The 12,733-nt window shown below is 37.9% G+C and carries 14 protein-coding genes and 2 pseudogenes; 12 read left to right on the forward strand and 4 right to left on the reverse strand.

The features are described from left to right. Positions 1–98: 98 nt before the first annotated feature. The 5 genes from B3J29_RS13365 to B3J29_RS13385 all read left to right on the forward strand — a co-directional run bounded on the left by B3J29_RS13365 (position 99) and on the right by B3J29_RS13385 (position 4,995). Complete coding sequence (locus B3J29_RS13365) at positions 99–479, forward strand: copper resistance CopC family protein (RefSeq protein ID WP_004681441.1); 381 nt, start codon at positions 99–101, stop codon at positions 477–479. 64 nt (positions 480–543) lie between these two features. Further along, entirely contained in the window at positions 544–1,425 is an 882-nt protein-coding gene (locus B3J29_RS13370) for a copper resistance D family protein (protein WP_005105846.1), read from the forward strand. Between the two features lie 469 nt (positions 1,426–1,894). Further along, positions 1,895–2,089 (forward strand): heavy-metal-associated domain-containing protein, encoded by a 195-nt coding sequence (locus B3J29_RS13375; RefSeq protein ID WP_004281879.1) that lies wholly within the window; start codon positions 1,895–1,897, stop codon positions 2,087–2,089. Between the two features lie 178 nt (positions 2,090–2,267). Continuing rightward, on the forward strand, positions 2,268–4,745 hold the full coding sequence (locus B3J29_RS13380) for a heavy metal translocating P-type ATPase (RefSeq protein ID WP_004281880.1): 2,478 nt from the start codon (positions 2,268–2,270) through the stop codon (positions 4,743–4,745). 157 nt (positions 4,746–4,902) lie between these two features. Continuing rightward, entirely contained in the window at positions 4,903–4,995 is a 93-nt protein-coding gene (locus B3J29_RS13385; protein WP_151809984.1) for a YHYH domain-containing protein, read from the forward strand. 45 nt (positions 4,996–5,040) lie between these two features. Here B3J29_RS13385 and B3J29_RS13390 read toward each other — a convergent pair whose 3' ends face one another. After that, positions 5,041–5,307, reverse strand: a complete 267-nt coding sequence (locus B3J29_RS13390) for a metal/formaldehyde-sensitive transcriptional repressor (protein WP_005006352.1) — start codon at positions 5,305–5,307, stop codon at positions 5,041–5,043. 80 nt (positions 5,308–5,387) lie between these two features. Between B3J29_RS13390 and dmeF the strand changes: the two are divergent. Continuing rightward, positions 5,388–6,329 (forward strand): annotated as a pseudogene (gene dmeF, locus B3J29_RS13395) (CDF family Co(II)/Ni(II) efflux transporter DmeF); the annotation flags it as partial. Between the two features lie 306 nt (positions 6,330–6,635). Here dmeF and B3J29_RS13400 read toward each other — a convergent pair. From B3J29_RS13400 to B3J29_RS13405, 3 genes and pseudogenes are all read right to left on the reverse strand, one after another. Then, positions 6,636–7,250 carry a thiol:disulfide interchange protein DsbA/DsbL gene (locus B3J29_RS13400; protein ID WP_004281236.1) on the reverse strand — a complete coding sequence of 205 codons (615 nt, stop codon included), beginning with the start codon at positions 7,248–7,250 and terminating at the stop codon, positions 6,636–6,638. Between the two features lie 177 nt (positions 7,251–7,427). Next, positions 7,428–7,549, reverse strand: a pseudogene (locus B3J29_RS15445) (cation transporter); the annotation flags it as partial. A gap of 557 nt (positions 7,550–8,106) precedes the next feature. Continuing rightward, positions 8,107–8,673 (reverse strand): recombinase family protein, encoded by a 567-nt coding sequence (locus B3J29_RS13405; RefSeq protein WP_004812033.1) that lies wholly within the window; start codon positions 8,671–8,673, stop codon positions 8,107–8,109. Between the two features lie 314 nt (positions 8,674–8,987). Here B3J29_RS13405 and arsC point away from each other — a divergent pair, with 314 nt between their 5' ends. The 6 genes from arsC to B3J29_RS13435 all read left to right on the forward strand — a co-directional run. Next, positions 8,988–9,416: an arsenate reductase (glutaredoxin) gene (arsC, locus tag B3J29_RS13410; RefSeq protein ID WP_004733243.1), complete on the forward strand. Its 429-nt coding sequence runs from the start codon at positions 8,988–8,990 to the stop codon at positions 9,414–9,416. 44 nt (positions 9,417–9,460) lie between these two features. Continuing rightward, positions 9,461–9,784, forward strand: coding sequence for a metalloregulator ArsR/SmtB family transcription factor (locus tag B3J29_RS13415; protein ID WP_004644742.1), 324 nt, complete (start codon positions 9,461–9,463; stop codon positions 9,782–9,784). 4 nt (positions 9,785–9,788) lie between these two features. Then, complete coding sequence (locus tag B3J29_RS13420) at positions 9,789–10,262, forward strand: arsenate reductase ArsC (protein WP_004781073.1); 474 nt, start codon at positions 9,789–9,791, stop codon at positions 10,260–10,262. A gap of 5 nt (positions 10,263–10,267) precedes the next feature. Next, positions 10,268–11,308, forward strand: coding sequence for an ACR3 family arsenite efflux transporter (gene arsB, locus B3J29_RS13425; protein ID WP_004644740.1), 1,041 nt, complete (start codon positions 10,268–10,270; stop codon positions 11,306–11,308). A gap of 4 nt (positions 11,309–11,312) precedes the next feature. Then, positions 11,313–12,017, forward strand: a complete 705-nt coding sequence (arsH, locus tag B3J29_RS13430) for an arsenical resistance protein ArsH (protein WP_004644739.1) — start codon at positions 11,313–11,315, stop codon at positions 12,015–12,017. Positions 12,018–12,184: 167 nt separating this feature from the next. Further along, the coding region (locus B3J29_RS13435; RefSeq protein ID WP_286965825.1) for an NAD(P)-binding domain-containing protein at positions 12,185–12,733 on the forward strand (549 nt) is incomplete at its 3' end.

The raw sequence follows: 12,733 nt of genomic DNA on the forward strand, positions 1-12,733 counted from the left end.
ACTAATAATTGAAATATAAGAGGAGATGATGTGGTCTCATTAAATATAGATTTTATAAAGTCATCTCTAATGAACTAACGAATCAAGAGGAAACGTAAATGAAATTATTTCAAAATAAAATGACTGCTCTACGTAATGTTGTAGTAGCTGCAACGATGATTGTGGCTACTACAACTACGTTCGCTCATGTGAGTTTAGTGAGTGCGATTCCTGCGGAAAATGCATCTATCCTTAGTCAACCAAAGAACTTGACCCTTAACTTTGGTGCAGAGGTTATGTTGATGAATATTAAGTTACTGGATGCTCAGCGAAGAGATGTTCCTTTAAAATATAAAGTTACTCATGACTTAAAGAAATCCTTTGATGTAGCTCTTCCGAAACTGAAAAAAGGTAAATATACCGTTGTCTGGACAACAATGGGGAAAGATGGTCACAACATGAATGGTGAATATAGTTTCACTATCAAATCAACTAAATAAGAATTGATTACCTTTCAACATGTCAGTGAGGTGCTGGCATGTTGTTCTAGAATGGACAAAAATAATGATTTCTGAATATTGGATGTGGGCCACTTGGTTAACTAAGGTTATTTTATATTTAAGTGTAGCTTTTGTCGTTGGTGGAGCCTTTTGCTATTTTTTACTTAGACAATATCTTGAACTAAAAGAATCGATTCTTAAATATATTACAATTGGCGCTGGATTAGGCCTAATTTCCAGTACCTTGGGATTTTTTATTCTGATTGGTAGTTTTGCCAATACTGGTATTACAGGTATGGTGGACCCCACGTATATTAATATATTGGTTAATACTCCGACGGGGTATATATACGTTCTTCGTTCTATTAGTTTTGCTCTTTTACTTCTTCTCATGGTGGTTAAACTTAACAGGAACAAAGGTCAGTTTTCTATAATTGAAAGTTCAATATTTTGTGTTTTACTTCTCCCGATTATTTTTAGTTTTTCCCAGCTCGGACATGTCGCTAATTTAACCTTACTTGCTCAAATTTTATTATCAATCCATATTCTAGTTATGTCGTTATGGATGGGGTCTTTATATCCGTTATGGAAAACCAGCCGGGAAATAAGTGGTTTACCTTTAAAAGATCGCATGCATGTATTTGGACGTATTGCTGCTTTCATTGTTGGGATATTAATCGCCTGTGGCGCTAGTGTAGCTCTTCTTTTAATTAAAGATTTTAATACCTTAATCAATACTGCATATGGCTATGGTTTCATGGTTAAAATGTTTTTTGTTATAGGTATTCTACTTTTAGCTGCCTTCAACAAATGGTATTTCACCCCGCGTCTTCAACATCCTAAATTCGCTAAACACCTTAGTCATGCCATTTTATTTGAGATGTTATTAGGTCTATCAATTCTATTAACAACAGGCTATATAACCACTGTCGTGGGTATTGAATAAGAGAATTTCAAAATAAGGGAATTGAGGAAATTTAACATTACTGCATTTATCTTTTGTAGCTGAGCAATAAAGTTTCTACTGGACTGCCAACTTACGACAATCAGAACAGTAAAATCGCATCATGAGGCATTATACATAAAGGTAGTCACCGGTTTTTAGCTTATCTTCAACCCATAACGGTCTCATCTATTCAGTTCACTACCATTGATTGAAATAACTAATCTTATAAATTTCAGAGTGATCGTAGATGACAAAAATGTCATTTTAAAGTCACATTAATGTTGGTTAAGTACTTTTACTGTAGTCATTAGAACACTCTTCTTTGGAATACTCTGAAGAAAACTGTAAGGTTGTAAACAGACCAAGTTACAGCGAGTAACTGATTCAGAAAAAGGCTGGTTGTATGGTGAAAGTTTAGAGTTACTGTTCTAATGTTTTAAACAAATGTTTTGTTAAAAAGGAGCAACATATGAAATTTCACATCGCTAATATGACTTGTGGTGGTTGTGCACGCGGCATTACTACCGCAATTAAAGAGCTCGACTCGAATGCCTCACTCGATATTGATTTACAAAACCGTATTGTTGAAATCAACACAACGGTGAGTCAGGATCAAGTCATTGCCACTCTCAGTGAGCGTGGATTTACAGCTGATCCTGCTTAATCTCTGTTAGAGTAACAGTGGGAATTCCTTACCACTTTTACTCTCTCTTATTTTCCTCATCGTACAGATAAAACCTGTACTTGCTTGAAATAAAAGTAATCCCTGAATTCCCCCTAATCTTGGTTCGAGCTGATCTTCGCATATAGAACTCAGCATATCTAAATGATAGAGATCGTATATGAGTACCGAAATGACTGATACGCCACACTACAGTGAAACATTAGAGATTGAGGGGATGACATGTGCTTCTTGTGTAGGCCGTGTGGAAAAAGCTTTAAAATCTGTTGAGGGTGTTGAATCGGCTCATGTAAATCTGGCTACCGAAAAAGCAGTCATTTATGCGCATCAACCACTTGATCGCGCTACTTTAATTAAAGCCGTAGAAAAAGCAGGCTACGAAGTGGAAGCGCTGCAACCAATAGAGCTTACGATTGAGGGTATGTCATGTGCTTCTTGTGTAGGTCGAGTAGAAAAGGCCTTAAAATCTGTTGAGGGTGTGGAATCAGCTCATGTAAATCTGGCTACTGAAAAAGCGACTATTCAGGCAAGCTCATCTGTCACTCGTGACTCGTTAATTCAGGCTGTCACCAAAGCAGGGTTTGAAGCAAAGTCAGTTCATCAAACTACGGAAAGCTTTCAAGATAAAAAAAATATTGAATTAGAAAAACTTAAAAAAGATTTAATTTTGTCAGTCTTATTGACTCTACCCGTTTTTATTTTAGAAATGGGATCACACCTGATTCCCGCCTTTCATACGTTTATGATGGATAACATTGGCCAACAAAATAGCTGGTTAATGCAATTTTTCTTGACCACAGTAGCATTAATTTTTCCAGGCCGACGCTTCTTTAAAAAGGGCATCCCAAGTTTATTCCGCTTAGCACCAGACATGAATTCCTTGGTGGCTGTAGGAACATTGGCTGCTTATCTTTATTCAGTGGTTGCTACTTTCTTTCCAAGTGTCCTGCCACAAGGCACGGTCAATGTTTATTATGAAGCTGCAGCGGTTATTATCACTTTAATTCTATTAGGTAGATTTTTTGAAGCCAAGGCAAAAGGCCGAACGTCTTTAGCAATTCAACATCTAGTTGGAATGCAGCCTAAAGTTGCCAGAATACAGCTCAATAATCAGGTGATAGAAGTTCCGATTGCCGAAGTTCAAACAGGAACGATTGTAGAGATTAGACCAGGCGAGCGTATCCCTGTCGATGGTGAAGTTATTCACGGCCAAAGTTTTATTGATGAATCCATGATTACTGGCGAGCCTATGCCCGTTGAAAAAACGATAGGCTCTACTGTGGTAGGAGGAACAATTAACCAAAGTGGCAGCTTAAATATCAAAGCCACCTCTGTTGGTAGTTCATCAGTGCTTTCTCAAATCATCCGAATGGTTGAACAGGCACAGGGTTCCAAGCTGCCTATTCAGGCATTGGTTGATAAAATTACCATGTGGTTTGTACCTGTAGTAATGGGTCTCTCTCTTTTAACTTTTATTACTTGGTTTATCTTCGGCCCTGAGCCAGCCCTAACGTTTAGCTTAGTTAATGCAGTTGCGGTACTCATTATTGCATGTCCTTGTGCAATGGGACTTGCAACGCCTACATCAATCATGGTGGGAACTGGGCGTGGTGCTGAAATGGGTGTTTTATTCCGTAAAGGGGAAGCTTTGCAGCTGCTCAAAGAAACTAAAGTGGTTGCTGTTGATAAAACAGGGACCCTGACTGAAGGGAAACCAATTTTAACCGATCTGCATGTCTTAGAAGGGTTTGAATACAATGCCGTACTTTCACTTATGGCAGCCGTTGAATCAAAGTCTGAGCATCCTATTGCTCGAGCAATTGTACAAGCCGCTATAGATAAGGAATTAATCCTGTCTCCTGTTGCTGATTTCAAGTCAGTCACGGGCTATGGAATAGAAGCAACGGTGTCTGAACATTTGGTTCATATTGGTGCAGATCGATATATGGAAAAACTAGGTTTGAATCCTAATGTTTTTTCTCAATTTTCGGATCGTTTGGGAGAAGAAGGAAAAACCCCTCTCTATGTTGCGATTGACCAGAAACTTGCTGCCATTATTGCTGTAGCAGATCCAATTAAAGAATCAACATTTGCTGCAATTGAAGCGTTACATCAGTTAGGTTTAAAGGTTGCCATGATTACAGGTGATAACCGTCATACAGCTCAAGCGATTGCAAAAAAACTAGGTATTGATGAGGTTATTGCAGAAGTCTTACCTGAAGGTAAAATAGAGGCCGTTAAAAAATTAAAAAATCAATATGGTAAACTCGCATATGTTGGAGATGGCATTAATGATGCCCCTGCACTTGCAGAAGCAGATATTGGTTTAGCAATAGGTACAGGTACAGACGTAGCTATTGAAGCTGCTGATGTGGTTTTGATGTCTGGCAACCTGAAAGGAGTGCCAAATGCTATCGCTTTAAGCAAAGCGACTATAACCAATATTCGTGAAAATTTATTTTGGGCATTTGTTTACAATGCAGCTCTGATTCCTATTGCAGCAGGTGTACTTTATCCGCAATTTGGACTGCTACTTTCTCCTGTATTTGCTGCTGGTGCAATGGCTCTCTCGTCAATATTTGTACTAGGAAATGCTTTACGATTAAAACGTTTTAAAGCCCCCCTTGCAATTATTTAACCATTTTTTATATACATTTAAAGTTTTGTTGGCTTTACTTTATATATTTGGAAATGGTCTAAGCCATGTTGGCTTTTATTAAATATCATACAGTTGATATTCTAATTATTTGAGAGGGATTAAGATGAAAAGAATTTTATTAATATGCTTTATAGGCATGTCATTTACCTATGCGAATGCTCATTCTGGGGGAACGAACTCACAGGGTTGTCATACCAACAGTAAAACTGGTGATTACCACTGTCATTAATAGGTGCGCACACAGTTTTTTTATTTAAAAGACTGTGCTTTAAAGTTATAAGTAGCGTTTAACTAAAGCTAAAAATTCATTTAGTTCTTTTTCCTTTATTTTCTCAGTATCACCGAGTACATGTTCTCTAAGATGAAGTTCTATTAACTCATTCATTAAGCCATTTATCGCACCTTTAATTGCTGCAACTTGCTGTAATACCTCAATACAAGAATTTTCAGAATTTAAAATATTCTGTTCAAGGGCATTAGTTTGACCTTGAATTCGTCTAATCCGATTTAAAATTTTTTTGTTCTGATTTAAGTGAGACATACTATTCAACCTCAAGAACATATACTATGGGGGAGTATTAATTGTGGTGCAATAAAATGTAATATCTAAATAATGTTAAAAGTGACCATTCGCATCAATTTGACGAAGGAAATCCTTTAGCACAAAAGAAAATTTTAATCGCAACCATCCTCACTGGTGTAATGATGGTGTTTGAAATTTTTGGAGGATGGTTCTTTAATTCCATGGCTTTATTGGCTGATGGATGGCATATGAGTTCTCATATGTTGGCATTGGGCTTAGCTTATTTTGCCTATAAAATGGCTCGAAAATATGCTCGTGATCAGAGATTCTGTTTCGGTACATGGAAGATAGAAATCTTAGCTGGATATTCGAGTGCCATTTTATTGATGGTTGTTGCTGTATTCATGGGTGTTCAATCGATAGAACGTTTATTCAATCCTGTGAATATTCACTACAACGAGGCAATTTCAATTGCGATTGTTGGCTTGATCGTTAATTTTATTTGTGCCTGGTTACTACGTGAAAATGGTCACCACCACCATCATCATCACTCTCATGATGACCATGACCACCACCACGATCATCATCACTCTCATGATGACCATGACTTAAACCAGAAAGCCGCTTTTCTTCATGTAGTAGCAGATGCAGTAACTTCTGTATTAGCGATTATTGCACTTTTCGCAGGGAAGTATTTTGGATGGGATTTTTTAGATGCAATTCTAGGGATCGTAGGTGCAGTGCTTGTAGCACAATGGTCTTGGGGATTGATTAGAGAAACAGGTAAAACATTGCTTGATGCAGAGATGGAACATCCTGTAGTAAAGGAGATTCAGGAAGTTGTAGAGGAATTAGATAACCAAATTACGATTACTGATCTGCATGTCTGGAAAGTAGGTAGAAGTAAATTTTCATGTATTTTATCCCTAAATACAGTTAATGACTCCTTAACAGCAGAGGTAGTTCGTAAAGCTTTGTCAATTCATGAAGAGATTGTTCATATTTCTGTTGAAATTAACAAGAATTTCCATGTTGTTTAAATTAATATTTATTCCTTTTAAACTTTATCAGTCTATTTATGTAAATCTTAGATTAGAATTTGTTTGTTGTAGAGCGTCGGGGCGCCTCGGCAATTCTGCGTGTTGAAATAGAAAGGAAAATTCATTACTTTAAAGCGCAAAGCGTGTTGCAGATGCAGCTCTTATTCCGAGGAATTTTACACTGGTATCGCCCGCCGATAGAAACACCAGATCCGGCAGTCAGGACGTAAATAACCATTCCTCCAGTTTAAATAAAAAAACCTGCAGATTCGATGCAGGTTTTTTTTAGAGATAATCAATCGCGTCTTATTTGGCTTTACGCTCTTTCTCGATCAGGTAATTCACCACCTGAATGACTTTGGCATCATTACCCTGCACAATATATTTACCATTCACGGTCACTGCCGGAACACCACTTAACTGATACTGAGCAGCCAGATTTTTGGCTTGGGCAATTTTCGAAGTGATCGGGAAAGATTTATAAGTGCTGTTAAATTTCGCTTCAGGAATACCATAGCGGGTATAGAACTTGGCCAATTGCGCCTGTTCTAAAATTGGACGTTGCTTATCATGAATATCATGGAATAATTGTAAATGTGCTTTTTGACGCACACCCAATGCTTCAGACACATAATAAGCACGCGCTGCCTGCTCCCAGAGTGGATTCATTGCAGCCGGCGTACGTACAAAACGTACATCTTTTGGTAATTTTTTCAACCAGCCCTGCATATGTGGTTCAAGCGCGAAACAGTGACCACAGCCGTACCAGAAGAATTCACGTACCTCAATTCTGCCCGGTTTTTCGACTTTGACTGGTTTTGCAACCACCTGATAGTCCTGACCTGCCACAAAATTGGCCATAGCATTGCCTGAAAAGGCCAAAACAGATGCGGCAACAGCTCCTAAAAGGAATTTTTTCATTGGGATTATCGTCCTCTAAATCATTATGCTTAGTGTATGGGTTCACTATAAATCAATTATGCCGGTTCCGTTTTCATGCTGCGAACTTTTGTGCTATCAGAACCGCTACATTAAAGTATACGACTGATTTTAAGTCAGTTAATATGGCCATTCGACCGCTATGTGTTTTTAGATAATCACAAAAGTTAAACTTTGAGTAATAAAAACGGTTATAATTTCTACGATTAAAACGTAGTGGTCAAACCTACAGTAAATATTAGCTTCTTACTATTCTCTTCAGTAACAGCCGCGTGGCTATGATAATTGCTGGAATTTACAACATAGAACTGAGCAAAAAATGATTTATGAAAGGTTTATTAAATTAAATAAATTATTTATATAGTTAAAATTCACCTGATAAATCACTTTTTAATTTAAATTACTATGTTAATTATTTGTTAATTATTTCTAAATTTTTCTCTAAGAAACGGAGTCCCCCATCAGCAAAACTACTGGTTGAAAAAACTATAGTAAAAATAACTAAAATAATCTTCATGTACATATTATTGAATCTAATCATATCTTGGACCAAAAAAATCTTTACTTATAATAATGAGTAAATATATACATCCGAATGACGACAAAATTACAAACTTGTAATTTTGTTAAGGTTTGTTCTCAAAAAAATAAATTAATACTATTTTAAAAAAGATAAATCGTTGCTGAAAAAGCTAGATTGCAATCGAGTTAATTAATTATAAATCAAAAACTTATATTGTATAAAATTAGTAACTCTTTGCTTTCTGCACTTATTATTTAATCAACGTTTCACGATTTTCATAAGCTAAACTAAATATAGTCGCCAATTTCAATTGAGTTATTTCCCGGCTTTTAAATACCGATATACCGCTTGGCGACTAATTCCAAATGCCTGGCCTAATGCCATTTTTGAAGGGTACTTCCCTTCCTTCCAGTCTTGTCGCAAAGCTTCAGCCTGATCAGGTTTCAATTTATGTACCCGGCCTTTGTACTTCCCTTGAGAAGAGGCAAGTTTAATTCCTTCCTTTTGCCGCTCTAAAATGATCTCACGTTCAAACTGTGCAAAAGCACCCATCAGTTGCAGCATCAAATTATCCATCGGGGTGGATTGGGCCGTAAAAGTAATATTTTCTTTTACAAACTGGATGGCAATCCCTCGTTTGACCAGTTTATCCACTTCAGTCACCAAATCTTTTAAGCTTCGCGCAAAACGATCCATGGAATGTACTATCACCCGGTCTCCTTCCCGGACATAATTCAACATTTCCTGAAATTTCGGTCGGTCGGTATTTTTACCTGAAGCACGGTCAACAAAAATCCGGTCGACTTCAATTCCCTCAAGTTGACGTCCCGTATTTTGCTCGACCGAACTCACTCGCACATAGCCTACTTTTTGGCCTTTCACTTTTTACGCCCCAATTGGATAAAAATGAACAATTTCGTAAATTATAAATCTTTAATACCAAAGTTACATGTTACTTATGATTAAAAAACATTTAAATGGTACATGTTTTTAAGAACTTTTAAAATGTAATTTTAGGGTATACTCTAAATTTACATATTTAAATAACGAGTTTTTTCTCACTCATAAGAATTTGCAAGAATATATATACATTTATTGACATTAAGTAATTTAAATAAAATCAATATACGTATTTACATATATGTGGAAATACGTATATAAGTATATCTGAGTTTCTAATAGCAGTGTTAGTCAAAATGTTCTCGACCATAAAGATTTATCACAATCCTGAGTGTGGTACATCAAGGAATACCTTAGCTTTAATTCAAAATGCAGGAATTGAACCAATCGTTATTGAATATCTAATTACCCCACCTTCGAAAGCAGAATTAATTGAACTTATTCGTAGTGCTGGTTTAAGTGTTAGAGAAGCAATTCGTAAAAATGTACCTCCATATTCTGATTTAGAAATTGTTCGGGAAGATTGGTCTGATGAACAGCTTTTAAATTTTATGCTTCAACATCCTATTTTGATTAACCGCCCATTCGTTGTTACGGATTTAGGTACACGTTTGTGTCGTCCTTCTGAAGTTGTTTTGGATATTCTCCCGTTTCCTCAGAAAGGCGCATTTAGCAAAGAAGATGGTGAAAAAATTATTGATGAAAATGGCCAAAGAATTAAATAGTACTTTCTCATCTCTTGAATGGAAAGAATGTGAAGGAGATTTATATGGATCAAGTTAATTTTTTTAAATGCTTATCAGATGAAACACGTCTCAATATAGTGACATTAATTGTTGAAAATAAAGAACTATGTGTATGTGATTTGACTGAAAAACTACAACTCAGTCAACCGAAAATTTCAAGACATTTAGCCCTTTTACGTGCTTCAGGGCTACTTCAAGATCGCAGACAAGGCCAATGGGTTTACTACAGTATCAATCCAAAATTGGCCAACTGGTGTTATGAAATTTTAGATATTTTGAAGACGGTTCAATCTCAATCAAAGCTGGATGATCAACACCCCCTTTCTGTAAATAGTTATTGTGAGTAATTCAATGAAATTTTTATTTTTATGTACTGGAAATAGCTGCCGTAGCATTTTGTCTGAAGTTTTGTTTAATAGCCGAGCACCAGAAGGTTGGAAAGCCTATAGCGCTGGGAGTAAGCCTTCAGGTCAAGTTCACCCGCTAACTTTAGAAACCCTTGAAAACTTAGGATTATCTACCGAAGGTTTATGGAGTAAAACGATTAATGATTGTGAACAATATCAACCTGATGTTGTGATCACAGTATGTGATTCTGCTGCTCAAGAAGCATGTCCACTTTATTTGGGTGGAGCAATCAAGGCACATTGGGGCTTGGCTGATCCTTCACACTTAGACGTGAATAAAGAAGAAAAAATGAAAGCCTTTATGAGCACTGTTGAACATATCAATCGTCGCTTAGATGCTTTATTTAAACTTAATGTAGATAAACTATCTCGCTCAGAATTGATTGCAGCAATTAATCAAATTTCGAACGTTGAGTAAGTGAAATGTCTGAAAAACGCTTATCTTTTTTAGATCGCAACCTGACGCTATGGATTTTTATTGCCATGGCCTTAGGCATTGCCATCGGAAACTTCTTTCCTCAGGCTTCTGTCGCACTCGATAAATTAAGCATTGATTCAGTGAATATTCCAATCGCGATTGGTCTTATTCTAATGATGTATCCACCACTGGCAAAAGTGAACTATGCGACTTTGCCACAAGTGTTTAAGGATAAGAAAACCCTTACTTTGTCCTTAGTACAAAACTGGCTGATCGCGCCAGTACTCATGTTTGCCCTGGCAATCATATTTTTACATAGTTATCCAGAATATATGACCGGTGTCATCCTGATTGGTCTTGCTCGATGTATTGCCATGGTTCTGGTGTGGAATGGCTTGGCCTGTGGTGATAATCAATATGTTGCAGCATTAGTTGCCTTTAACAGCATCTTCCAGATTCTATTTTTCAGTACCTATGCCTGGTTATTCCTGACCTTCCTTCCACCCTATTTTGGTGTCGCTTCGCAGGTCATTAATGTCGATTTCTGGACCATCACCCATGCTGTTCTGGTTTATCTTGGTATTCCGTTCTTATTAGGTTTCTTAACGCGATGGATTTTGGTGAAACAGAAAGGCGTGGAATGGTATGAAACCAAGTTCATTCCGAAAATCAGTCCGCTGAGTTTAATGGCTTTGCTGTTCACCATTCTGGCCATGTTTAGCCTAAAAGGCGGTGATGTCGTGAGTCTTCCGCTTGAAGTTTTACGCATCGCGATTCCTTTAACCATTTACTTCGTTTTAATGTTCTTCATCAGCTTCTTTATGAGTAAATGGATGGGCAATGACTATCCTAAGACCACAGCAATTGCATTTACCGCAGCGGGGAATAATTTTGAATTATCACTTGCAGTAGCGATTGCAACTTTTGGTATCGCTTCGCCTGTTGCTTTTACCACGATTATTGGCCCACTGGTCGAAGTTCCTGTGTTGATTGCCTTGGTGAGTGTTTCACTCTGGCTGAGAAAGAAAGTTTTTAAAGAGGCCTAACTCTATGAATCTCCCAAATGTAGATCTAAATCTTCTTGAGCAACCCACCTTTGAAAAAGTTCAAGCCAAAGAACTTGCTCATCCTCCGCGAATTTTGCTGCTGTATGGCTCTAATCGAGAACGTTCTTACAGTCGCCTTGCAGTTCTTGAAGCCGGTCGAATCCTTGAGCATTTTGGGGCGGAAATAAAAATCTTTCATCCTAAAGGGCTTCCTTTACCAGAAGATGCGGATACTGAGCATCCAAAAGTAAAAGAACTGCATGAGCTTTTAGCATGGTCAGAAGGCATGGTCTGGTGTTCACCTGAACGCCATGGTTCTATGAGTTCAATCTTTAAATCTCAAATCGACTGGATTCCACTGGCAGGAGGGGCAATCCGTGCTACCCAAGGTAAAACTCTTGCCTTGATGCAAGTCAGTGGCGGATCACAGTCATTTAACAGCCTGAACCAGATGCGTATTTTGGGGCGGTGGATGCGGATGATCACCATTCCAAATCAGTCTTCAGTTCCAAAAGCTTTTTTGGAGTTTGAAGAAGATGGACGAATGAAACCTTCGGCTTTCTATGACCGGATTGTGGATGTGATGGAAGAGTTATTTAAGTTCACCCTACTGACTCGTGGACAAAGCAAATACCTGACAGATCGTTATTCTGAACGCAAGGAATCGGCTGAAGAGTTGTCCAAGCGTGTAAATCAGCGCAGTTTATAAATGCTGGATGGTATTAAATACTGCGCCTCATTGCCAGGTCAGTAACACTTTTATGCTGTACCGATGAAGTGCTGTTAAAGGTACAATGAATATTGTAAAAACCCAGTCTTCATGATTGGGTTTTTACATTAAAGAAGTCAGAGATAAATAAGGAAAAGGTGAAGGCTTTGAACCAGAAACAGACTGAAACTGATGTGATCATTATCGGTGGTGGGCAGGCCGCTTTATCTACCGCTTATTTTTTAAAGCGCAAGAAAATCCCATTCATTATATTGGATGAGCAAAATCAAGCGGGGGGTGCCTGGCTGCATACCTGGGAGTCATTGCGTCTTTTTTCTCCTAATACCTGGAGTTCTCTATCCGGTTGGATGATGCCCATCACTGAACAGACCTATCCAACACGAAATGAGGTGATCCAGTATTTATCGGCTTATGAACAGAGATATCAATTTTCGATTGTTCGTCCAGTACATGTCGATCGTGTGGAATCGAAGGGAAAGTATTTAGACGTATATGCTGGAGAAAAGTTTTGGCGAGCCAAGGTGGTGGTCAGTGCAACAGGGACATGGCGCCAGCCGTTTATTCCTGATTATCCGGGACAGGAAAACTTTCAAGGCACGCAGTTACATTCAGCCCATTACCTGAATGCAGATTCATTTAAAGATAAGAAAGTCATCGTGGTGGGTGGGGGGAATGGCACTGTTGCAAATAACCAC

This window comes from Acinetobacter sp. UBA5984 (genome assembly GCF_002429925.1).
Taxonomy (GTDB): Bacteria; Pseudomonadota; Gammaproteobacteria; order Pseudomonadales; family Moraxellaceae; genus Acinetobacter; species Acinetobacter variabilis.